23 protein-coding genes, 1 pseudogene and 1 other annotated feature are annotated in these 23,542 nt (G+C 48.7%); of the genes and pseudogenes, 12 read left to right on the forward strand and 12 right to left on the reverse strand.

The window, feature by feature from the left end; genetic code table 11:
• Window positions 1–146 precede the first annotated feature (146 nt).
• Window positions 147–1,336 (forward strand): IS3 family transposase gene (locus tag FH968_RS21535; RefSeq protein ID WP_189389289.1). Its coding sequence is split into 2 segments (ribosomal slippage): window positions 147–441 and window positions 441–1,336, totalling 1,191 coding nucleotides; the frame shifts between segments, so codons are not numbered across the junction.
• Window positions 434–550 (forward strand) — a sequence feature (AL1L pseudoknot). It overlaps the preceding gene by 117 nt.
• 37 nt (window positions 1,337–1,373) lie before the next feature.
• Here the strand turns inward: FH968_RS21535 and FH968_RS21540 are convergent.
• From FH968_RS21540 to FH968_RS21550, 3 genes are all read right to left on the reverse strand, one after another.
• Window positions 1,374–1,565: a TetR/AcrR family transcriptional regulator gene (locus FH968_RS21540; protein WP_139883212.1), complete on the reverse strand. Its 192-nt coding sequence runs from the start codon at window positions 1,563–1,565 to the stop codon at window positions 1,374–1,376.
• Between the two features lie 99 nt (window positions 1,566–1,664).
• The gene (locus FH968_RS21545; RefSeq protein ID WP_139883214.1) at window positions 1,665–2,006 is read right to left on the reverse strand and encodes a carboxymuconolactone decarboxylase family protein; all 342 of its coding nucleotides are present in this window, start codon (window positions 2,004–2,006) and stop codon (window positions 1,665–1,667) included.
• A 47-nt stretch (window positions 2,007–2,053) separates the two neighbouring features.
• Window positions 2,054–2,314: a YdgH/BhsA/McbA-like domain containing protein gene (locus FH968_RS21550; RefSeq protein ID WP_139883216.1), complete on the reverse strand. Its 261-nt coding sequence runs from the start codon at window positions 2,312–2,314 to the stop codon at window positions 2,054–2,056.
• Window positions 2,315–2,865: 551 nt separating this feature from the next.
• Between FH968_RS21550 and FH968_RS21555 the strand changes: the two genes are divergently transcribed.
• From FH968_RS21555 to FH968_RS21580, 6 genes are read left to right on the forward strand one after another with little or no spacing between them, the layout of a single operon-like run.
• Entirely contained in the window at window positions 2,866–3,318 is a 453-nt protein-coding gene (locus FH968_RS21555) for a PTS sugar transporter subunit IIA (protein ID WP_139883218.1), read from the forward strand.
• 1 nt (window position 3,319) lies between these two features.
• Entirely contained in the window at window positions 3,320–3,598 is a 279-nt protein-coding gene (locus tag FH968_RS21560; RefSeq protein ID WP_139883220.1) for a PTS sugar transporter subunit IIB, read from the forward strand.
• A gap of 26 nt (window positions 3,599–3,624) precedes the next feature.
• On the forward strand, window positions 3,625–4,926 hold the full coding sequence (locus tag FH968_RS21565) for a PTS ascorbate transporter subunit IIC (RefSeq protein ID WP_139883222.1): 1,302 nt from the start codon (window positions 3,625–3,627) through the stop codon (window positions 4,924–4,926).
• 17 nt (window positions 4,927–4,943) lie between these two features.
• Window positions 4,944–5,582, forward strand: coding sequence for an orotidine 5'-phosphate decarboxylase / HUMPS family protein (locus tag FH968_RS21570; RefSeq protein ID WP_189389292.1), 639 nt, complete (start codon window positions 4,944–4,946; stop codon window positions 5,580–5,582).
• Between the two features lie 10 nt (window positions 5,583–5,592).
• Complete coding sequence (gene ulaG, locus FH968_RS21575; protein WP_139883226.1) at window positions 5,593–6,660, forward strand: L-ascorbate 6-phosphate lactonase; 1,068 nt, start codon at window positions 5,593–5,595, stop codon at window positions 6,658–6,660.
• Window positions 6,661–6,713: 53 nt separating this feature from the next.
• Complete coding sequence (locus tag FH968_RS21580; RefSeq protein WP_139883228.1) at window positions 6,714–8,819, forward strand: PRD domain-containing protein; 2,106 nt, start codon at window positions 6,714–6,716, stop codon at window positions 8,817–8,819.
• 291 nt (window positions 8,820–9,110) lie between these two features.
• On the opposite strand, the gene FH968_RS21585 is transcribed toward FH968_RS21580, so the two are convergent.
• Together FH968_RS21585 and FH968_RS21590 are read right to left on the reverse strand one after the other, a co-directional pair.
• Window positions 9,111–10,085, reverse strand: coding sequence for a ParB family protein (locus FH968_RS21585; RefSeq protein ID WP_139883230.1), 975 nt, complete (start codon window positions 10,083–10,085; stop codon window positions 9,111–9,113).
• An 8-nt stretch (window positions 10,086–10,093) separates the two neighbouring features.
• Window positions 10,094–11,293, reverse strand: a complete 1,200-nt coding sequence (locus FH968_RS21590) for an AAA family ATPase (protein WP_139883232.1) — start codon at window positions 11,291–11,293, stop codon at window positions 10,094–10,096.
• Between the two features lie 700 nt (window positions 11,294–11,993).
• On the opposite strand from FH968_RS21590, the gene FH968_RS21595 reads away from it, so the two are divergent.
• From FH968_RS21595 to FH968_RS21605, 3 genes are all read left to right on the forward strand, one after another.
• On the forward strand, window positions 11,994–12,707 hold the full coding sequence (locus FH968_RS21595; protein WP_223271362.1) for a replication initiation protein: 714 nt from the start codon (window positions 11,994–11,996) through the stop codon (window positions 12,705–12,707).
• Between the two features lie 109 nt (window positions 12,708–12,816).
• Entirely contained in the window at window positions 12,817–13,260 is a 444-nt protein-coding gene (locus tag FH968_RS21600) for an antitoxin Xre/MbcA/ParS toxin-binding domain-containing protein (protein WP_139883234.1), read from the forward strand.
• Window positions 13,257–13,715 carry an RES family NAD+ phosphorylase gene (locus FH968_RS21605; protein ID WP_139883236.1) on the forward strand — a complete coding sequence of 153 codons (459 nt, stop codon included), beginning with the start codon at window positions 13,257–13,259 and terminating at the stop codon, window positions 13,713–13,715. Before FH968_RS21600 ends, FH968_RS21605 begins: the two co-directional genes overlap by 4 nt.
• 27 nt (window positions 13,716–13,742) lie before the next feature.
• Here FH968_RS21605 and FH968_RS21610 read toward each other — a convergent pair whose 3' ends face one another.
• Window positions 13,743–14,501: a tyrosine-type recombinase/integrase gene (locus FH968_RS21610; protein ID WP_223271363.1), complete on the reverse strand. Its 759-nt coding sequence runs from the start codon at window positions 14,499–14,501 to the stop codon at window positions 13,743–13,745.
• Between the two features lie 782 nt (window positions 14,502–15,283).
• Here FH968_RS21610 and FH968_RS21615 point away from each other — a divergent pair.
• Window positions 15,284–16,447, forward strand: a complete 1,164-nt coding sequence (locus tag FH968_RS21615) for an OmpP1/FadL family transporter (RefSeq protein WP_139883238.1) — start codon at window positions 15,284–15,286, stop codon at window positions 16,445–16,447.
• On the opposite strand, the gene FH968_RS21620 is transcribed toward FH968_RS21615, so the two are convergent.
• Window positions 16,438–16,845, reverse strand: a complete 408-nt coding sequence (locus FH968_RS21620; protein ID WP_139883241.1) for a FimD/PapC N-terminal domain-containing protein — start codon at window positions 16,843–16,845, stop codon at window positions 16,438–16,440. The genes FH968_RS21615 and FH968_RS21620 overlap by 10 nt on opposite strands.
• A gap of 815 nt (window positions 16,846–17,660) precedes the next feature.
• Here FH968_RS21620 and FH968_RS21625 point away from each other — a divergent pair.
• A complete protein-coding gene (locus tag FH968_RS21625; protein ID WP_189389295.1) occupies window positions 17,661–18,305 on the forward strand; it encodes a helix-turn-helix domain-containing protein in 645 nt (214 codons plus the stop codon).
• Window positions 18,306–18,433: 128 nt separating this feature from the next.
• On the opposite strand, the pseudogene FH968_RS21630 reads toward FH968_RS21625, so the two are convergent.
• The 5 genes and pseudogenes from FH968_RS21630 to FH968_RS21650 all read right to left on the reverse strand — a co-directional run.
• A pseudogene (locus FH968_RS21630) lies at window positions 18,434–18,975 on the reverse strand (IS3 family transposase); the annotation flags it as partial.
• Between the two features lie 3 nt (window positions 18,976–18,978).
• Window positions 18,979–19,929, reverse strand: a complete 951-nt coding sequence (locus FH968_RS21635) for a DUF1177 domain-containing protein (protein ID WP_139883245.1) — start codon at window positions 19,927–19,929, stop codon at window positions 18,979–18,981.
• Window positions 19,930–20,655: a dipeptidase PepE gene (gene pepE, locus FH968_RS21640; RefSeq protein WP_139883248.1), complete on the reverse strand. Its 726-nt coding sequence runs from the start codon at window positions 20,653–20,655 to the stop codon at window positions 19,930–19,932. It abuts the gene before it with no gap.
• On the reverse strand, window positions 20,652–21,845 hold the full coding sequence (locus FH968_RS21645; RefSeq protein ID WP_139883250.1) for an aminotransferase class V-fold PLP-dependent enzyme: 1,194 nt from the start codon (window positions 21,843–21,845) through the stop codon (window positions 20,652–20,654). Before FH968_RS21645 ends, pepE begins: the two co-directional genes overlap by 4 nt.
• A gap of 15 nt (window positions 21,846–21,860) precedes the next feature.
• Window positions 21,861–23,498 carry an OPT/YSL family transporter gene (locus tag FH968_RS21650; RefSeq protein ID WP_139883253.1) on the reverse strand — a complete coding sequence of 546 codons (1,638 nt, stop codon included), beginning with the start codon at window positions 23,496–23,498 and terminating at the stop codon, window positions 21,861–21,863.
• Window positions 23,499–23,542: the final 44 nt, after the last annotated feature.

Below are 23,542 nucleotides of genomic sequence, written 5' to 3' on the forward strand. Positions count from 1 at the left end.
TTCAAGCTCCAGCTTGTACTTGCCACCGTCATTGCCAAGGTCGATGTTAAACACCGCTTTGGCATTACCGGCTTTCTCACCATTAATGTGCACTGAACCGTACCGGGTTTTCGGGAGACTAAACTCTCAGTGAAAGGAGACCCGAAATGACATCCAAAAGAGCAAACCGTTACCCACCCGAACTGCGTGAGCGCGCTGTCCGAATGCTGCTGGAACAGCGCAGCGAATATCACTCAGAACACGCCACCATCAACTCCATCGCGCCAAAAATTGGCTGTAGCCCCGACACGCTCAGGGCCTGGCTGCGTCAGCATGAACGCAATAATGGTGCCGGCGATGGCGGGCTCACAGGCGATGAGCGTCAGCGCCTCAAAGCGCTGGAGCAAGAGGTTCGTGAGCTGCGACGCAGCAACGATATTCTGCGCCAGGCTTCAGCTTATTTTGCGAAGGCGGAGTACGACCGTCTGTGGAAAAAATAATGCCACTGCTGGATACCCTCAGCGGTAGTCACGGGGTCGGACCGGTATGTCATGAGCTGAATATCGCCCCGTCGACGTACTACCGGCACCGTGAATACCGTCAGCATCCGGAGAAACGTAGCCAGCGTGACCGCCGTGACGAGCAGCTGAAACCGGAAATACAGCGGGTGTATGACGAAAACTACAGCGTCTATGGCATCCGTAAAGTCTGGCGTCAGTTGCAACGCGAGGGCTTCAGCGTGGCCAGATGCACGGTGGCGCGACTGATGAAGAGCATGGGCCTCGCTGGTGTGCTCCGGGGTAAAAAAGTGCGGACGACGGTCAGCAGGAAAGGCGCTGCGGCAGGCGACAGGGTAAACCGCCAGTTCGCGGCAGAGCGCCCCAATCAGCTTTGGGTGGCAGATTTTACGTACGTCAGCACCTGGCAGGGCTTCGCGTATGTAGCGTTCATCATAGATGTGTTCGCCGGAGTTATCGTGGGCTGGCGGGTGTCATCGTCGATGGAGACAACGTTCGTACTGGATGCGCTGGAGCAGGCACTGTGGGCACGTCGACCTTCCGGCACCATCCATCACTCAGATAAGGGCTCACAATATGTTTCACTGGCCTACACGCAGCGGCTACAGGAAGCGGAGCTTCTTGCTTCAACGGGCAGCACAGGTGACTCTTACGATAATGCCATGGCCGAAAGCATCAACGGTCTGTACAAAGCAGAGGTGATACACCGGCAGAGCTGGAAAAACCGGCAGGAAGTGGAGCTGGCGACACTGGCATGGGTGGACTGGTACAACAATCGTCGGCTGCTTGAGCGACTTGGCCACATCCCACCTGCTGAAGCAGAAAAAGCATTCAGGTAGGCTGCCCACTGTTCTGGTCCTGCCGGTAACTGCATAATCATTTCCTCAAGCCCAAGGAATAGAGCGTTCTTTCTGCAAGACCAAGGTCATTCTTGGTCGGGAAATGGTGATAAATACTGGCCTTGCGGATACCGAGACCAGTGGCCAGGTCCGCGTAGCTGAAACCTTCAAAGCCATTTTCCTGAATGAAGGTATCAACCCGTTCAAGCAGACGCTCGTAGGTGGACATAATGTCAGAGCCTTAAGTGCGTAAAAACCAATGCAAGAATGACCGCTCGCTTTCTGCTGACCGGTCATTCCGTTAATGTCTTCATGCAGGATAACAGTTTCAGGCATCACGAGCCTGTCGGAAAGCATCAATGACACGGCCTGAGTAAACCACAGCTCCCCCAGCATTCAGTGAAACAGCCACCCCCAGCGCTTCAGCAATCTCCTCCTCCGTCACACCGGCTTTCAGCGCAGCTTCGGCGTGGATGGATATACAACCATCACAACGGGTTGTGACGGCACAGGCCAGAGCAATCAGCTCCCGGGTACGGGTATCCAGATGGCTTGTTTTGTTCCCCGCATTCATCAGCGCCCCCGTGCCTTTCAGCGTCTCAGGTACCAGTTTACCCAGCTGTCCGACGTTTTTAAGTGTGTCTGCGCGGTATTCATTCCAGTTATTCATGAGATGCCTTTTTATATGTGAGAAAGATTAAACATGGGTTCATGTACTTAACGGTACAGGGTAGCGGTGGCTGACAGCAGGTTATTACCCCTAACACTGGTAATGCGGTAACCGGTTGCTCCGGCATCGCTGGCTTTCATCGCCAGTGATCGGTTCAGCTGATCAAGGGTGTAGGCATTACCGGTGCTAACCACGCCCACTTTCATTAAGGAGAGTGCTTCGCTGCGGTCAACTTCCTGAGCAGCAGAGGCGTAACCGGCAACGGACAGGGCAAAAACGGCAAAAGCAGTGCGGATAACGTTTTTCATAATAAAACTCCAGAAGTAATTAAGGTTGTCTGTGTTTGTGTTGATGAATTCACTATACCTACTGGAAGGTAGGTTATCAAGGAAGTATTTTCTCCCGCGTTTAATATTGTGATCGATGACACAAAAGATAAGTGATGATTGAAAACGTCGAAAGGGTTAAAAAACATACTTTGCGTACATTTACGTTCCTTTGAGCTTCCCCCCCATATTGATATGCCCACCTTGTAACGGCGAAAGTCTTACAACATCGTCATCCTGAACGGGATAACCTTCCCGTCTGATTTACCGGCTTCTGTATTTATGTAAAAAGTGCGCCACAAATATTTGATCCCCTTCAAATATTCAGGCACTGAACTGCCCTCGTTTTACGTACAAGACCTGGATTAAATACAGGGTATTACCCGTATATTTGTGGCGTTCTCCACAAAACCATCCCGTTTGCACCTTGTTAAGCCCAGTTTATTGTCTCTGCACTGAGCAAAAATTGTTTTTTTTTAACAACCTTTTTCGTAATAGCCTGTGTTCAGACCCGAACACAGGACTCTCATAACATGAGTGAAATAATCTCTAAAAAGAATATGCGGCTGAAAATCAGTGTGAAGGACTGGCGTCAGGCAATTACTGAAGTTGGTTGTTTACTTGAGTCCGGTGGTCACACGATTGCGGACTATACCCAGGAAATGATCAAGGCTGTAGAAACCTACGGCCCTTATATTGTTGTGGCACCGGGTATTGCCCTTGCCCACTCCCGACCCGCTCCCAGTGTCTTAAAAACCGGTTTAAGTCTGACGACACTTGCGGAGCCTGTTAACTTTGGCAGCGAAGAAAACGATCCCGTCTATATCGTGTTGGGGTTATGCGCCATCAGTAATAACGACCATCTGGAAATGATATCTCAACTGGTGGAATTTCTGGATAACGAAGACAACATCGAATTACTGAAATCTTCGAACAATATCCAGGACATTTATTCTGCAATAAATAAGGTAGAACAAGGAGATTAATATGAAAATTGTTTGCGTTTGTGGCATGGGTCTTGGCTCGAGTGTGATTGCTAAAATAAACATCGAACAAGTACTGAAAAAAATGGACCTCTCCGCCACCGTGGATACCTGCGATTTGGGCAGTGTACGCAGTGTACCTGCCGACCTGTATGTCACCACACGTGAGTTAGCGGTCAGTATGCCTGCTGAAGTGCAGAGCAAAACTATCGTACTGACTAACTTTGTGCGTAAAGTCGAAATCGAAAGCAGCATCGGCGACTACCTCAAAAATCTGGCGTAAAGACCTGCTATAAAAAGGGGACCACGATGAAAGATATTGTCGATTTTATTATTTTCCAGCTGCTCGACAAAGCGCCGCTGCTCCTCGGCCTCATTGCGATGACGGGGCTGATACTTCAGGGAAAGAGGGCCAACGAAGTCATTGATGGGACGGTAAAAACCATCATTGGCCTGTTGGTTATCACCATCGGTTCAGGCACGCTGCTGAAATCCCTCACACCTATCATGGGAAAACTGAATAGCACGCTTGGCATCCAGGGCGTGCTGCCCGCAAATGAAGCTGCGTTTGGTGTAGCGATGCTGCACTTTGCCAATGACGTTACCATGACGTTCATTCTCGGTTTCCTGATTCATCTGTTTTTCGTCTGGATTATCCCGTTCAAGCGCTTCAAAAACGTGTTCCTGACGGTGCATATCCAGCTGTTCCTGGCGACCTTTATGGTGGTATCGCTGCCGGGTGTGCTGGGATTATCTGGCTTCCCACTGATTATCACCGGCGCGGTGTTTTGTGCGCTGTACTGGACGCTTACGCCAGCCATTACCCGTGCGCTCGCTCAGCACTTTATTGGTGATGATCTGACACTCGGTCACAACCAACAGGTCGGTGCGTGGGTAGCGAGTCGCATCGCGAAGGTATGTGGTAATCCGGAGCAGGATGCTGAAGAGATGAAACTACCTGGTTTTCTGGCGATGTTCCGCGATAACACCCTCTCGCTCTCCTTCCTGATGCCGCTGATTTTCCTCGGCATTGGCCTGGCTGTAGGCGCGGATGGCATCGGCCAACTGAGCGGCAAAACCAACTGGGTTGTCTGGCTGATTATGGAAGGGCTGACCTTTACCGCGGGCGTTGTGATCCTGCTGGTCGGTGTGCGCATGTTTATCGGCTCGATTGTTCCGGCATTTAAAGGGATTTCCGACCGACTGCTGCCAGATGCGGTTCCCGCTCTGGATTGCCCGGCGCTGTTCCCTTACTCACCGACAGGCGCAATGCTCGGCTTTATCGCGTCCGTTGCCGGTGCGTTGCTGGTCATGGGGGCAACCATCCTCTTCAAATGCCCGATTATTGTTTTCCCGAGCCCGATCATCATGTTCTTTGATGGCTGCACCATGGGTGTGTTTGGCAACAAATACGGTGGTTATAAAGGTGCGCTGGCCGCAGGCTTTGTCACCAGTATTATCGCGCATGCCGGCATCATTCTACTCTACCCACTGATGGGCTCTCTGTTCGGTTCCGGGTTGATGTTCTCCAACATCGACTTCACCCTGGTCTGGTTACCCTTGTTGTATCTGCTGAAATTTGTTGGCACCGCCTTTGGTCTGGTGCTGTAACTGTCATGGAGATGGCTATGAAAATTCAACTGGCGCTCGATTTACTTGACCGTGATCAGGCACTCGACGTGGTGCGCAAAGCGGGGCCGCATGTCGATATTATCGAAGTGGGCACGTCGCTGCTGAAGCTGTGCGGCATCCAGATTGCCGCGGATATTCGCGCCATCTGCCCGGGTAAACCGCTGTTTCTCGACATGAAAATCATTGATGGCCCGGAGCGTGAAGCGACGTTGATGAGTAAATGCTCGCCGGAGAACTACTCCATGCTGGCGGTTGCCAGCGACACGGCAGTAAAAAAGGTATTGGCGATTGCCAACGAAAATAACGCCACCGTGGTCTTTGATTTGCAGTCTGTCCTTAACCCGGTGCAGCGCGCGAAGGAACTCAAAGCGCTGGGCGCAACACAGCTTTGTGTCCATAAGAACGCGGATTGCGGCGACAACCTGGAAGATGCGTTCCGTGAGTTCCTCGATGTGCGTGAAGTGACAGGTTTGCCTGTCTCGCTGGCGGGGGGGATTAATCTCAACACCCTGCCGATCATCAAAAAACAACTTAACCCGGCTATCGCCATTGTTGGCGGTGCCATTCTGAATGCGTCTGACTGCCGCGAAGCGGCTATCGCTTTCCAGAAAATTGCCCATTCCACCGAAGTGTAAGGAGACAATCATGAGTCATGTAAACGAAATTACCCGCGAATCCTGGGTTCAGAATACCTTTCCGGAATGGGGTAGCTGGCTGAATGACGAAATCAGCGCCGAGAACGTTGCCCCAGATTCTGTGGCAATGTGGTGGCTCGGTTGCGTGGGTCTGTGGGTGAAAACGCCAGGCAATGCCAACGTCAGCATCGATTTCTGGTGTGGCACCGGCAAGCGTAAAAAGGATCTGCCAGACATGAAGCCGAGCCATCAGATGGCGCGTATGAGCGGCGCACGTATCGCCCAGCCGAACCTGCGTAGCACTCCCTTCGTGCTCGACCCTTTCTCAATCAAAGAGATCGACGCGGTGCTGGCCACGCACTATCACGCTGACCATATCGATATCAACGTGGCGGCAGCTGTACTGAAGAACTGCTCCCCGGACGTGCCGTTTATTGGCCCGCAGGCGTGTGTCGATTTGTGGATGCAGTGGGGTGTGCCTGCTGAGCGTTGCCGGGTCGTGAAACCGGGTGATGCTATCAAAATCAAAGATATGGAAATAATGGTGCTGGGATCTTCAGACCGTACGATTCTTATCACTGAACCGCCAAAACCGCTGGCTGATGATGGCGCGGCTATTCCGGATATGGATCTTCGCTCGGTGAACTACCTGCTGAAAACACCGGGTGGTAACATCTATCATTCAGGCGATTCTCACTATTCCAACATGTATGCTCAACATGGCAAGCAGTATAATATCGACGTAGCACTGGGCTCGTTTGGCGAGAACCCGATTGGCATTACCGACAAAATGACCTCTGTGGACATTTTGCGAATGGGCGAAGCGTTGCGCACGGATGTGATGATTCCGTTCCACCACGATATCTGGTGCAACATGCTGGCGGATACCAACGAAATTCTGACGCTGTTCGAAATGCGCCGTCACCGCCTGCAATATCAGTTCGTGCCGTTCATCTGGCAACCTGGCGGTAAGTTTACCTATCCGCAGGATCGCAACCGTCGCGTCTACCAGCATCCACGTGGCTTCCCGGATATTTTCGAAGCGGAAACGGACCTGCCTTACCCGTCTTTCCTGTAACTCACTGATATTGAGAGCTGGCACCTTCGGGGTCAGCTTTTTCAGGAGACAACATGCAACTCGACCATATGACCGTGGAAATTCTGAAAAAGGTCGCCGCAGAGCCCGGGATGACCATCAAAATGCTCTGCGAGAAAATTGGCTTACCTCAGAGGAATTTCTATCACCGGCGTACCCGCATCAACGACTGGCTGATAGCAGAAGGCTTTACACCGTTAATCTGCGACGCTCATCGCGGTGTACATCTTGCAAAAGATGAAGCTACCGGGGTTTTGCTAAAAATGGCGGACATCCACGGTCAGCACTACAAACTTAATGCGGAAGAACGTCGCGACAACCTGCTCCTGCATCTGGCATGCCATAATCAACCCGCCTCCCGACATCTCAGTGAACTCAACCGCGTCAGTCGTAATACCACCCTTAACGATATCTGCCTGCTAAAAACGCATCTGCAACAGCATCGGCTTACTCTGGTGATCAACAAGAAACAGGGATACCGCATCGACGGAAGTAATCTGGCACGCCGGCTGGCTGTTCAACAGATGTTGCAGCACACGCTGAAATTTTCAGATTATCAGGCGGAAACACGTATAGCGCAGATTTTATTGTGCCAGCTCAATGATATGGGCATACAAGAACACAGGGTGAAGCATGTCATCGACAAGCAACTGCAACTGACCGAACAACAGCTAAACCGGGTGTTTACCGACAAAGACCGGCGTTCATTGCAGTATATGATCCTCTTCAGTCTGGTGGACACACTCAGGGGGAGGGTCCCGGAATTCACATCGATACAAAGTCGTTTTCTTCGCGAACAGTCAGAATGTGAAGTGGCTGCCGGCCTGAATGCGGTACTGGCCCAACAACTCCCGTTACCTGAACTTTCCGGAAATACGCTGTTCTTTTCATTGTTGCTTTCTGCCAGCAAAAAGGTCAAATCACACCAGGAAAATATCAGCAAAGATAATCGTTTAATGGTTGTCGTGAAAAAACTCATTGAGCAATTTCAGGCATTGTCCGGCGTATATCTCCAGGATGTTCATCAACTTGAGTCACGGCTCATCTCTCATCTTGGTCCTGCCATTCATCGCTGTCTGTTTGGTATACACAGTGAAAATGTACTGAAAGAGGAGATTCTTCAGCGTTATCCGATGATCTTTCGTCTTTGCCGTCAAATTATCATCAGCCTGGAGCGGGAGTATCATGTGGCGTTTTGTGATGATGAATTGAGTTATGTTGTGATCAGCTTTGCTGCCTGGTTAGATCGACGGCCTGAAACGGGTGAACAGCACCTTTTGCTGGTAACAGAAGGAGGACTTTCTTCTACCGCAATTCTGGAAAATCAGTTACGTAATCTGACCGTGTTGCCACTAAATATTGAGCAAGTTTCTGCCAGTCAGCTCCAGCTGCAAGGGATTGGACCGCATATCCGGTTAGTGGTGAGTACAATCGGACTAAGCTGCCAGCTGCTCGCACATACGAGGTTTATTCAGACCCAGCATTTGCTGACTGAAGGGGAAAAACAGCAGATAAGATTAATGCTGAAACACAACATAGAACCTACCGGAATTGCGGAGCTGGTTAATGCTTTGGTTACCTCTGCCACTCGCCTTGTTCCACAGCAGAAAGAGCCGCTCAACCGAGAATTCAGCACTATTATCAGCCAGTTTATCCAGAAGCAGCAACGTCGCTCCCGGCCCCTTTCATCTCCAGGGTTGCCACGCTTACTGCTCGCCGGTTTTACCGGCCGTAAGGCTGGCTGGCAGCTATTGATTCGCAAAGCGGCGCAGCCGCTGATTAAACAAGGAATTATCGACTCTTCATATGCCCGCAATATTGTCCGCCGCATAGAGTCGCGAGGGTTAACCACCTATCTGACGCCAGATATATTGCTGCTTCACGACACTCCGCCACCGGGGGCGACTGAGGGGGCGCTTTCTCTACTGAAACTCAGGTACCCCCTCCATTTTGATATACCTGGCGTGACCATCACCCCGAGTGTCATTGTTATTCTTGTCCCAGCCAGTAATCTTGCACATATACCACTGCTTGAATCACTTAACGCGCTGATAAGCGATGAAACCTCACTGGCGGATTTACTGAGCGCTGACTCACAACAGGCGTTACAATGCTGCATTAACGGGTCTCTCATTATCTGACCGGGTCCGGGAAGCAGCGGAATAATAAACGCCGTTAAACAGCAATGGTAACCAGCCAAAACCCAATCAGCTAATTTACAGCAATCAACTTCGTTTAAATCTCATTATTTTCGCCAACATCTAAACGCGCTTATCATTGTGTGAAATTGTGGCGATTTCAGGGTGAAATTAATCTAATAAATCGTTATAAATCAAAACAATGACATCGAAATGTGGCCAGCGAAAAATTACAAATAAAACCGCCTTAACATAAGAAAAAAGTAACAATTTCAGGCTGAAATCGCCACAAAATCACTCGTTTTTCAGATGGCGAGAAAGAATATCTTCAATAGCGTTATCGAGCTCATCATGCAGCGCTTTGGGTACACGATTAAATTCATAACTGAACATTCTCCCTTTGCTTTTTTTCCGGGCAAAACGGTCTTTCTCTGCAAAATTCCAGAGTGGGGTCGTTTGCACCTTATCTTTCGCAGGGCCGGCAATGAGGGAAGCGACTTTTCGACGCAGAAGTCCAAGAACAGCATTTTTCACATCTTCGGCGGTATGCCCTTCTCGCGCATGTATCACGGTAAGCTCGCTATCAATATCCTTCAGCAAGCTATCAACAGGGATTTGTTTTTCAGCAAGATGTTCACTAAAGGTCAACAAGAGCTTGTAATCGGGATATGACAGTTCTGACTGTACAGGAAACACGGTCAACAATTCTTGAGGAACACTGGCAGCCTGCAATGCACGCGTCACTTTTGCCTGAGATAACCCCTGATCTTCAGCTATTTCCTTTTGCGACATTCCGTTGTCTTTAAGCACACTTAATCGTAAACCCACTTCACGCAGATTATGCTCTTTCGCTGTCTGAATATCTTTCGCGAGCTGGCGCGCATCTTCTGTTGTAATTTCTGAGTCTGTCACCAGTACGTTCAGACCCGTTTTACATATTATTGCCGCCGCTCGCCTGCGGGAACCATCCAGAATTTCAATCTTCCCATCAATTTTACGACCAATTGCGGCAAAAAATTGCTGGAATCTCAACGTTCTCGTGATGTCCTGAAGAGAAGCTTTCGTGAGTGCTGCCTGGTCCCGGCCATTATTCTCCATAAGTACAAACGTCTGGTTGGCTACATCAGAAGCGTCAATATGCTCAAGTCTGAATACGGCACGCTTACCAGAACGCATAATAAAAGTCTGAGTAAATTCCCCGTTCTCAGCGGGGGTATTTAACGGTGACTGGCTGAGGGTTCTGCCAATAGTTTTTCGTTGCTTGCTCATAAGTAGCCTCAGTTCATCCGAATAAATTCAATACGATCAAATACCGCTTTGGCAAAATCTTCCGCTGCCGCGCGTGCGTTTCTTAAAGCCTCACTACTGCCAATATAGGTGGCAGGGTTTGCGGAAATAACGGTGTCAAAAGACTCACCGCATCGCTCAAAACCATCGAGTCTCGGAAGACCAACATCAAGCATGTCTCCACCGAAAATTTCTTTCGCAAGGCTGTGGCACAGTTTATGGTCGGCTTTATTCAACAATTTGGACATAAAACCAATGTTGCCAATTAGCCGGGTTGTCACGCCTGACTCTTCAATTAACGCGACAAGCTCCGGTAATCGGGTCAGATATTTCAGTGTGGAGTGGAAGTCTACCTGTGCAGGAGGAACAGGTGTCATCAGCACGTCAGAAGCGGCTAAGGCATTCATGAGAAAGGCATCGAGATGAGGGCCACTGTCGATAAAGATGAAATCAAAGTCTCCCTTCACTTTATCAATAATATTTTCCCGTAAGACTCCATAGATATTCTGTGAAGGCAGATGCTCATGGCAAAGCTCGTCCCAGCGAGAAGCGATAAACGCATCTTCAATGGATGCAGGAAGAACATGTACACCAGGTACAATCGAAGGAACAATGAATTCACTCAGCAGCGTTTCACGATCGACATTCTGTAGCATAGCTTGCGCAGCTGTTGCTTCAACATTCCCAACAGAATGGGTGTGGTTGAGGAACATGGTCGCTGAGGATTGTGGATCGAGATCGATAACCAGGATGCGTAAATCTTCATAAAGCAGATGAGGATGTGCGCGCAGGGCATGAGCCAGCGATACAGTAGAAACTGTCTTTGATACGCCTCCCTTCAGGTTTCCGACAAAAAGAGTAAACGCTTCACTGTGCCTGTCCCGATATTTAGGAACACCACGATGGTGATAGATATCAATGATGTTCTGAATTGACATCGCATATTTGCTGGCGGTCCCTGCCGGACGCTTGTCAAAAATATACCCGGAAGCCTCCATTTCATTGACAGCATAATCAACATTAGCCCGGGTCAATTTAGGCAGCCTGGCAAGCGCTGCCTTTGCATAAACCTGGAAATAGACATTTTCGCAGAGTTCTTCTTTTTGAGCCTGGATCTGCTCTGTCAGAGATAACAACATTCTCTCTGAACGCTGTGCCACCTTCTCAATCTGCTGTGTGTTATTAATCATCACAACCAACCTTTATGTAGAATTTATGCATTTGCACGATAATGCTACACAGATGATTAATTGTAAACATTTAAGTTGGTTAGGTTAGTTACAGGAAAATATGCACACTAAAAATGGAGTGCTCGCCGCAGACTTTGACTAGCGAAGTCTGTCAAAGCGAGGAAGCGCAAAACAAACACTCTCAGCAGGACGCACGGTCACTCTGCCGCTAAAGGGAAAGTCCTTAACTTTAAACTTTAGCTATTTCCCATAACAGGTGGATTTTCACTCAAATCGGGACGTTCTTAAGGTATTTCCCATAGTGGGTTTTCATTTCAGTCGTACGTTAAGCGTCATATCGGACAGTAACTTTAGGTATTTCCCACAATTACTCACTTATCAACAGGTTATTTTTAAAAGATTTTATTCTTTTTATTCTTTTTAAAGCTTTTTAGATATCCCACAGGCCTTTAACAACAAGGCCTGCAGAGCAGTCTGTATGGGAAAGAGCCAGGGTTTATATGGGTTACACATAAAGTCTGTATGGGATGTACCCAAAGTTAGTATGGGAAACAGCTATAGATGATATGGGAAACACCTGAAGTTAATTTCAGGTTCACAGATTTATGGGAAATACCTGAAGAAGAACTTGACCATCAATGGGTATCTGCCACTATGGGAAGAGGAAAAACATCCCATAACTGTCATGGAAACCTGGAAAATGACGGATATTGCTGAGTCGAAACCCCATAACGCGTTAAAAATTTCTCAGTCTAATGAGTTGACAGAAGCCGCTTATTATTTGCCTTTACAGGCAAAACGAGTGCTATGGCTGTGCCTGATGCAGACCTATTATCAACAGGAGCACCCTGGGGTTTTCACGGTGAAGGTGGCAGATTACCAGCGTTATTTTAAGGTCAGCCAGGCAACAGCCAGTACTGATGTCCGTAGAGGCATCGATGAGCTGGGAAACCGGCAGGTGACATTTTTCCCGTCAGAGGGGGAATATGAAGAAGTGCGTCGCCCGTGGCTTGCTGAGGCTGGACTGAAGCGCGGCAGGGGTCAGTGGAACATCGAGATCAATCCAAAGGTTATGCCTTATCTGACCGGGTTGACCAGTCAGTTCACCACCTATACGCTTCTGGATTGTGGCCGGATTAACTCTGTTCGTGTGATACGTCTGTATGAAAGTCTTTGTCAGTATCGTTCTACGGGGATCTGGATCACCTCCGCTGCCTGGCTTGCCGACCGTTATGAACTCCCGGACTCTCAGCGAGTTAACTTTGCAGAAATGAAGCGAACATTTCTGCTGCCAGCGATTGAGAAAATTAACGCACTGACCCCTATCAAAGTCTCAATGAAAGAAGCAGATAACGGCAAACTTATCTTTTCTATTCTGGCCCGACCTCTTCAGTTACCCTCCATGGGAGGATAGCGGCAACTTCAGGTATTTCCCATACATTGGTGTAAGGGCGCATATCCGCATATAATTAGCGCACAACACCTCCATATGGGTATAATTAAAATACCAACTGGAGGTGCTTATGAAAGTTTTCACACCCACTATCCCGGCTTATGGACCTGAAAACCTGTGGCAACATGTCGGGCTGAACGTATCTGATGGAGTCATGCTGATTGGCGAAATTGATAAAGGTCTGCAAGGCGAAGTGGCACGTCGTATCGTGTCATGGGCCCACATCACCCAGGCGGATCTGCGACGTATGACCGGTATTCCCGGCACCACATTCAACCGTAACAGCAAAACACGCTTCACACCTGCTCAGAGCGAACGTCTGGTACGGTTCATTCGTGTACTGGATAAAGCCGTGGATCTGTTTGAAGGGAATAAAACGGCAGCCCAGCAGTGGCTGAATGAACCCTGCCGGGCACTGGGATGGAAAAAGCCTGCCGATTTGCTGGCGTCGGAATCCGGCGCATGGGAAGTGATGAAGCTGATCACCCGGCTTGAGCACGGGGTGTTCTCCTGAAACTCTGGCGCCTGACGAAAACGCGTTACCTGATAACGGCCTGGACAGGGCAGGGAGCGAAAGAAGCAGGTGGCCGCTGGAACAGTGTGGGCACGGCGATGGTGTATACCTCTGAAGCGGCCTCACTCACCATGCTGGAAACCCTGGTCCATCTGCATGCCGCAAATCTGCTGGATTCCTTTACCCTGCTGTCGGTTGACGTGCCGGATGAACTGATCCAGCGGATTGAAAAGCAGGTACTGCCGGAGAACTGGGCGGCGTCTGAAGCGCCTTCCGTACTGGCAGAAATCGGGGATCAGTGGGCAAAAAGTACTGAGGCCGTAGCGCTGCGTATTCCGAGTGCACTGTCGCCCATGGAGTATAATTATCTGCTTAATCCGGCACATCCGGAATACCCGAAGATTGCCCGGGACGCCGTCACTGTTAATTTCAGGTTTGACGAACGCCTGAAATAAATCCCATCCGTTGATCCCACCAGGCACTCAGCGGTTTTCACGCAGTAACAACAGCGCGTCCGCCACCGGCAAGGTGAACGTCACATTCTGGCTGGCCGCCACATCCAGCGCAAACACCTTCGTGTACACCTCGGTACTTTCGGCCTTCTCATGCCCCATCAGCGCCTGCAGTACCTTCGGTGGTGTGTGACCATACAACAGATGCATCGCAAAACTATGGCGCAAGGTATGGGGGGAAACCTCAATCGACAGTTTTACCCCGTCACGTTCCGCGCGATCCACCGCTGCGTTCAGCCAGTTTCTCACCGTGCGGTCAGTGACGTTCCATACCGGCAGCGCGCGTTTTTCTCCCGTCAGGGCATCAATTCCAAACTTTTCTTTCGTGCTGGCAAAAAGGTTTCGCATCTCATGAACGAAATCGGGATCGGACAGCACCACGACCCGGTTAGCGGATTTACCTTTGGCAGGACGGCCCCCTCCGCTCCGGCGTTGTTTGGCCGTGCGGATCACCACATGAGGAATGGTGTCATTAAGTCGAAAATCCCGCCTTCTTAACGCCAGCGCTTCATTAATACGTGCACCGGTGTTCCACAGGGTGTTGATGAGACCATGCTGTGTCCAGTCAGGCAGATAATGGATCAGGGCGGCCACTTCCGGTGCCAGCAGATATTTTGGCAACTCGGTGTAATGCATGGCCATACGTCGCAGGGCGATCGCACGGCCGTAATCCAGGGATGAACCACCGGGATGAACCGGGACATTCAGGCTGACAGGATGCAGGGACATGACACCTCATTTATCTGGATGCGCTACGTAAAATCTGCAGGGTAATACCCCTGCAAAATCGTCAGAATTCACGTAGCGTAATCTGGTGGAAAACTGTCTCTATTTTCGCCTGAGGAAGGTCGCTTCGCTACTGAAAAAACTCGCGGGAGCCGGATCGCAATAATTCTTACTTATGTATATACACCAGATATCGGAAAAATAAAAATCCCTGTCAGGATCGAAAAAGGATCCGGAGATGATCCTTTTATCCTGGATGATGGGGTTCAGAAGGCAAGAAGGTACTACATCCTGGGGAACTGAGTGAAAATGGCCCGGGCAGCACCCGTTACCGGAAAAAGCAGAAAACGGAAAGCCTGCTCCGAGGCTAAAGAGCTTCTTTCACTATTATGGAGTGATTAAATCGCTGAGGAGACATTCCCCGCTGTTTTGAACTGACCCCATAAAGGAGCCTGTACGCGAGATTGTGCCATCGCCTGATGTTGATATATTCAATCCAGTATCAAATTATGGACGAATAACAGTTGAAGGCGCAGGCCACGAATTGGCCAAAATATCAAAATATCTGATGATCCCGGCCAGTTCTATCGTCTGCTGAAAAATAAAAGTAACAAATTTAATTATAAACCAATTTTTTGCTGATTAATCAACCAGCCATTTGCTATCGTTAACCATACTATAAATAAGAGGTTATCTGAATATTTCGGGTGGCAAACTCGGTGTTGATAACGATGTTCCTTAACAGATATTAATATATAAAATATCTATTTCTTAGCCGGTGGAAAATGAAAAAAATCGTCCTTTTGTGCTCAGGGTTGCTTTGTTCAACGTTCGCACATTCCAGCGCCCTCTTTTTCTACGAAATCGGCACCGAAGATACGGCACTTGCCGGGGCTGGGCAGGCAGCACGAGCACAAGACGCGTCAACCATCGCCACCAATCCGGCAGGCATGACACGTTTACCGGACCATATGTTTACCGGTGGATTGCAGGCGCTGGGCGGAAATATTGATTACCAGCTCAATGGCGATGATCGCAAAAGCCCTGGTAACGTGCTGAACATTATGCCTAACAGCAGTGCATTCTACAGTCAGAAAATTAACGACAATCTTTACGCCGGCATCGGCATGTACGGCAACTTCGGCCTGGGGGTTGATTTTGGCGACTGGGAAGGCGATAGCTTCATCAAGAAAAGCAGCCTGTTGGCGCTGACCGTCAGCCCTTCACTTGCGTACAAACTCAGCGACAAAGTGTCAGTAGGGGCATCAGTTAACGCCAATTACGGCTACCTGAGCCTGACGCGCAATGTGGATGGTAATGATAAGACGCAAAAGAATTACGACTGGGCGACCAGCTATCGTCTTGGGCTGCTGATACAGTTGACTGACCAGACCCGTGCCGGAATGACCTGGAACAGCGAAACCGATTACGGTTTCAACATTAATGCACGGCAAGGTAAATATAAGCTGCCGATTACTGCTGAGGTGAATGAGCCTGAGCAACTGATGTTCAGTCTGGTGCATGATATCGATAAACACTGGTCGGTGATGGGTGATCTCGGCTGGCAGGACTGGAGCCAGTTTGGCGCGCCGAAGATCACGCTCAACGGTCAGAGAGTCAATCATTACAACCGCATGAAAGACACCTGGCATACCGCGGTGGGTGTGCAATATCGACCGACTGACTTATGGCGTCTGAATACAGGTGTGGCCTTTGACAGCTCGCCGTACAAGGATCAAAACGATGTCTCGCTTACCGTGCCGACCGGCGATGAATGGCGCTTTGCAACCGGTGCACAGTATCAGCTGACAACCGCCAGCAATGTTGGGGTTGCGGTCGAGTATCTGCATATGCAGTCATCGAAAGTAGCCACGCCAGAGGTCTTCTCCGGCAGCTATGATCATCCGTATCTGTGGTTTGCCAGTGTAAACTATAGTTATCAGTTCTGATGATTACCCGGCGGGTCTTCAGGTACCGCCAACCAGGTCAGCTGGTTAAAATATTTCTCTTTTAAACCAAACTCGTGGACAACCTCCTTAGGCACACATACAAGAGAATTATTTTTATCCTCGGTATCAGGATAATAAGTAATATTATGCTCTGAGTCAGGAGCTTGCCTATTCACTCGAACGCTAAACGTATAATCACCAGGCATTGAATATCTGGCATGAGAAAACTGATCAAGGCTGATATTCCCTAGATCGTTAACATCAAGCACGTCTGTATTGAATTTAATGCTCTCATCCGCATCCGCTCTGGAATAGAAACCGGCTGACAACGAGGCCATAATTAATGCACTCAATAGAGATATTTTTGGATACTTCCGTGTGCCAGAGAAAAAGCTCATACAATTTCACGAGTAATTTATTACTAATAATCAAGTTTATAGCGAATAGTGGTATGATATGTGCTGGCCTCTAACTTATTACCATCGCCAATTAAACGCAGGGTATAATAAATTCTCATCGAACCTGGTTCAATTCTCCCGGTGGTAATGCTTGCCCCGGAATAGTGACATTGCCATTGTGTTAATTTCTACTAAAAATTTCTATAATGAGACATTATAGAAATGCACCCTGCAAATGGTGTCTGAATCGATCATGATTTGGCATCCTGCCGATCACTCAGGGAATTAACTTTTTCTTACACAGTCTCCATTGCTGATTTTTGCGCCAATAGAGGCATCGACATCCAAAAAGAGAAAAGGCAGAAGTTCCATGGAAAATCCAGATTATTAATTACCGCACCAGTCCAGTAATGCACTAGTAATTTCCCACATGCTAACTTTCACGAATCCATCCCGATCCCCACTAACATGGGAGGGAGTGATAAAAAGATAGCTTTACCAATCAATGACATTTTTATTTTTTCAACTGCCTGGATAACACTCAGTAATCAATTGAAATGGTCAGCAAAATTTGCCACGGCCTTAGAGTTTCCAATAAATAATTCTTTATTCTTTTGGCGTTCGTCTAATGTTATATTGGTGAGCCTGAGTTGACTGTGCTAACGATGATATAAGATCTAATTACTCCACTCCATATCAACAATACTCCTGGCTCCACTCACTCAGTGAGATAACATCTATATAAAATGAGCCTTAGTTACATTTTTTGTTTGTTTTTTCAACACTAATGAATGATTACCACTACAGAGGGTGCTATGAATCCAAGTTTATTTGCTTCAGCCGAGATCAGTTATTCAACCATTGATTTTTCAGATCTTATAGCACAGCTTAAGCAAGTCGGCCGGGAGTTAACGTTAGATAAGGGCATGATTTTGAGGCCAAGCAATAATGGAATTGTTATCGTTATTGACGGTACCTTGACCGTAGAAGACGCCCAAGAGGGTGGTATGGCTATAGGGCACACCTTTCGCCTGATGCCGGTGGGCTTGATGGAGCGCTATTACGGTCATATAGGACTGGCTTACAGAGCGGAAACCCCGATATCGGCAATCCAGCTGACTCCGAAGGAATTTGATGCGGTCTTTCTTCACACTGAAGCCAATACTTCATTGTTCGGCCGTATAATGACACATTTGGCGTTGAATCTGGTTCACGTCTTCTTCGAGCGTAGCGGAAACTCCGGATTTAGTACTATCCGGCTGATGCTGTACCGTTATCAGCACAAGGCGACAGAAGGCACTCTTCATAACGAAGGTATTGCGACTTTTATTCTGCGGCGAACCCGTCTATCTAAAAGTTACGTGTATCAGATTTTATCGAGTCTGAAGATTGGTGGGTATATTACTGTCCACAATGGCAAACTGATAACTATTAATAAGACCATCCCTGAACGTTACTGAAGGCAGGGAACACCTGTACCTTTACATTTACATTTACACACCCTGATTAAAACCACCCAACTTTTGGGGCGCAATTCATTCAGGGCGGGGAGCTGTCAACAGTATAAATACCCGTAGTTTCAACAACAAATATGCGCTGTGTTTTTACACCACGAGTTCGGGCAACTTGCGTAAAAATTCTGTTTCAGCAGATTCTCTGACGCGGGCAGACCGTGTTCTTGGCAACTGACCGGGCAGCCTTGGCCCTCAGCCCCTGATACCGCAGGCTGGCAGCAATAGTTTTGATATTATAATCCGGCAGTTCGTCAGCAAGACGAAGCGCACCATACCACTGTTTTGCTTCAGTGAATGCCTTACGGACGGACTCATCGCAACTCAGCCCGATGTTTTTCGATGAAGACATACTTCATTTCAGGCGCTTCACGAAGTATGCCGCGGCCTTTTGGAGAATGGCCCGCACCCCGGCCCCCACCGCTGGTTGCCGCTTAAGGCGAGCAATTTCAACAGACATTTCCTGCTCACGATCGGAAGAGGATTGTGCATTCTTCAGCTTGCTGCGCCAGGCATAAAGTTGCGACTCATACAGAATGGTAACAAACAGAAATGCGGCGGGAATTACTTTTACGGCTTCATCACAGGCAACGGAATAGTATGCTGCCTGTGATGACACAGCTTATTTTTGCAAGAATGCCAGGCTGCCATACATATCGATTAAGGCCTGGTATTCATCGGCATCATAAAAGGCGGCTTTTTGCCAGGTAAACTGCTTGGCCACTTCAACGGCAAAAACAGTCGCGTCAACCAGCTCACTTTCATAGCTGGATCCCGTTTCACTGCCCGGAACAACTGTTTTTGCAGTAATGGCCAACCCCACAACCGGTGCAGTGGTCGCCACATGCGGTTGCATAATGGAGTTAAAGTGATAAATACCATTATCGTAAGGCGTAATATCCTGAGTCGTAATTGGGAAGGTTTTAGCCGGTCTGCCAGTTGAATATTCCAGCAGTGTTACCAGATCTTGCGCGACACGTAAAATGTACCCTTCTTTCGCCGTAGCTGAAATGGCAATCCCACGGTGTTTGATAATGCTATTTCCTTTGGAGGTGTCGACCGACAAAATCGCATCCATCTCACCATCAACTTCATACTCATTCATAGTGCCAGACGAAACCGGCATGCCCATAAAATCAACAGGCTCACGCGGTGTGATAGAAACATGGGTGGCAATGTGCGTAGTAATAATGACATCGCCTTCAAGCCGTGCGCCTTTCGCCGACATATCCAGCAGTTTCATTGCGGTGGACAATGCGACAATAGAGCCATCAGAATCGGACACCTTGCCGAGCCTGTCAGGTTGAGCTTGTTGAGCCCCCAGACGTCCAATAATTCCCATCGTCGGCGAAGGACTCTCCCCCCCAGCTGACTTGCCATTGCTGCCTTTGATGACAACCTTTACAAAATCACAAATCTGCGAAGTATCTTCCGGAGCTTCATAATTCACCGCCGTTGTCGTGATGATGGCATCGGTTGCTCCCAGGCTTTCCAGTTGATCCACCACTTTTTGACCGTTTATTGACGGGTCGTCCATGAGTTCATAAATAATGCTGACAAATTTCGATGACATTTAGTTAACTCCTTTAATCATGGTTAATTCAAATGGCGTGTTCGGAAGAATTTTCTCAATCTGGTTAGGTGCCTTGAACCATAGCCCCTCTTTTTCACCTAAAATACGTCCCTGCTGATTTTCAATATAAAGTGCTGAGCCTTCATACAGGGCCAGTAACTGTTCTTCGGGGTTAATGCTTAAAAATTCATTCAGCCTTTCCTCACGACTTTCGCCATTGTGCCCTACCGGTTTTCCAGAAATAAAATGCGGGTTCATTTGGAATGGTGCGATATTCAGCGCATTAAATGAAGGTGGCTGGACAATCGGCATGTCGTTAGTTGTACGAATTGTCGGCGTCGCGATATTGCTGCCCGCACTCCAGCCCACATACGGCAATTCACCGTCATTCACACGCTGTGAAATCAACTCGACAATGTTGCTCTGATACAGACGATTCAGCAGCGCAAAAGTATTCCCCCCACCGACTGCAATAGCTTTGGCATTTTTTACTGCGGAAACAGGATCACTGAACCGATGGATCGATTTAAGACCATATCCGTAACGTTCAAATGCCGCTTTAACGATATTTTCGAACTCATCAAAACTGAAGGAAACCGCCGCATAGGGGATAAACAACACTTCCTCAGCATCGTGTTGGAAAATGGTATGTAACTGCTGTTCCGCGTGCTCAAGGTATCCGAGTTCCCCCATCCGGGAACTGCTCATCAGTAGTGCTTTTTTCATTGCTGTGCTCCTGTATACTCAGTGATTGCGGAAACCAGACAGTCTATTTCCGACGTCTGATTAAAGTAATGCAGGGAAATTCGTCCCATCTTTTCAATCTGATAATTCCGGAGTATTGCGCTAGCCATAAAATGACCTGATTCAATAATGATTTGCTGTTGCTCAAGCCATTCGGTTAATTTATCGGGCTGAATACCTTTTATATTGAAAGGAATAATACCTAATCGGATGTGCGAATTGACCGGACCATAGGCTTCAAAACCAGGCAGTTCTGAGAGGCAAGTCAAAGCATATTGCGTGAGTTCGCGGCAACGCTGTTCTATCACCTCAATACCAATCTCATTCGCATAATCTAGCGCACGGTCCAGGCTAATAATTGCCGGCACATTTGGGCAACCAGCTTCAAAACGCTTCGCCGTATCGAGGAGTTGGACTTCGCCACTTTTCGCATCAATACTGCTGTTCCACCACCCGACCAACGTTGGAGCCAGTGAGGTAATCAGCGCTTCGCGGACATATAACACTCCGGAACCTTCGATTGCGCGCAACCCCTTCCTGCCACACGCGGAGAGAAAATCACACTGCCACTGCCGCACGTTGATGGTGAGCATTCCCAACGCCTGAGAAGCACTGACGTGGCTAAGCACTCCCGATTCACGTGCGATATGGCAGAGTTGGGCCACAGGCTGAACCGCTCCCGTCACATTGGACAGTGCGACAAAACTCACTAATCGTGTTTTCGGGGTAATGAGCTTACGCAGTGCTTCTGGCTCAATCATTCCTTCCGGCGTAGCTTTCAACATAACGAGAGTGAGTTTTTTCTCTTTCGCCAGCAGATGCCAGACCGAAACGTTGCTCAGCATTTCTGTGTCCGGGAGAATAATTTCGTCTCCCTCCTGCCAGTCAATTCCCCGAGCCACAAGGCAGATTGATTCAGTACCATTTTTGGTAAACGCTATCTCTTTCACGCCGGCATGAATAAATTTCGCCATTTTTTCGCGAGTGATGTCGATATTTTGATAAATCTCTTTGCGCAGACTCGGCAAATACGTCCCAAGTCTGGCGGTTTTATCGAGATACTCTTTTACCGCGTCAATGACTGGCGCAGGTGGCGGTGCAGCCGCTCCGGTATCAAAGTAAGCATATTTTTCTGCGACCAGGGTATCCCGGTATACACGTGTCCAGTCCATAAAGTCTCCTTCGAATTAGTGACTTATCATGCTAAGAAATTTGGTTTTCACTGCAGGATATAGCGCGTTCGCCGCAGATGTCAGCGCATCACCAGCAATCAAACCTCCGGCAAGGGTCGAGATTCGATCACTGCTGATATGCCACACTTTTTCCATCAGAAGGCGAACAACCAGCGCAGCGAGAACAGTCCAGCCTGCAATTGGGTAGTGGATCATCAGGCCAGTAGAAAAGAGGACCCCAATCTGATGACGGGGGCCGCCAATCAGCTGAAGCAATGCGCCAGGAACAGCCCACATCAGTAACATCATTGCGATATTGCTGGATTTCCCGGCCTGAATAGTTGCGGCATAGAGGCGTGACGCAGGGACAATCTTGTCCTGGGCAAAATAGAACTGATAGCTCAGGGCAACCACAATCATTGCGCAGACGAACCCCACCATGGCCGCAATATATTGCTGTCTGCGACCATAACGCTCTCGTTGCAAGTCTTTGCCATAACCCCGGATCATAAAGCCTGTTTTTAAATCAAATCCCATGTCGGCAAACGCCGGGCCGGTTGCCGTACAAAATCCAACCAGCACCGCCAGTGCTTCAGGTGGAAAACCGAGCAGCATGCCAACCACCAGAGATATCAGGGCCGCAGCGGTGGCAGGAAACCAACCGGAGTGCATGGCTGCCATGCCGACGACCATTTCCTGAACCAGGGCAGCAGCCGTGGCGAACAGCAAAAAGCCCATCAGCATAGGGAAGGACATGTGTGTGAACAATTGGGTCAGCGCCGTTAACAACAGCGCGGTAATAAAGTAAAAAATGGCTCCCGCCAGCAATGATTTCTTCAGACGTGACGCGCTGAACTCAAGCTCCGGATTGTTTTCAATATCCTTCCCATCGGCATCCCGGCGTTTTTTTACGACAATCCAGCCTATCTGCAACAATGCCACCAGGCCTGCACCAATCATGAAACCATGCGGGACAAAATGTTCGTACAGGTTGTAATGAATAAGCCCTGATTCTGAATACCCTCTGACCAACAAGCCGACAGCAAACATCAGCAATGCAAAAACACTACCGATAAGCGCAATGCCAGCGGAAGCCATAGGGATACCGTAACAGGCGCCGCCAATTCCCATCACAAAACCCACAACCAACAGGCCAAGGCGCTTTCCGCCCTGATTCCCAGCCCATAAGGTCTCTGCCGTTGCTACTCCAGCAGGCCAGCCGCCATTGGCCGGGAATGCACGAGAATTAAAAACGCCATAAAGTATCGTGCCATCAATCACCAGAGCCAGTGAAGATCCCGCCAACATCGGCCAAATCAGTTCGTGCATTCCCAGCACCCACGGCACACCAATGGAGATCAACAGCCCATTAGCTGCTGCAAAGGTGGCAGAGGAAATGGCCGTCTGAACCAAATTTTGCGCATCAATATTGCGGAAGGTTGAAAAAATGGAGGAAGGAATGCGGGACAAGAGGATCGCCAGCACCGCGCCAATAATTGAGGTATTCGCTGAGATCCCGAGCGTAACAATAATCTGCATACCGATAATTGCGCCCAGAAACGATAATGCCACGATGAGAATAAAGAGTGCAGGTTTGAACACCGAAATCTCAGAATAACTTTCAACTGGACTAGCTGGAACATCTGAAACCATATCAGTCACCTATTAATATTATATTTTTAGTGCATTGCCAACCA

It is taken from the genome of Buttiauxella sp. B2, from assembly GCF_006376615.1.
Classification (GTDB): domain Bacteria; phylum Pseudomonadota; class Gammaproteobacteria; order Enterobacterales; family Enterobacteriaceae; genus Buttiauxella.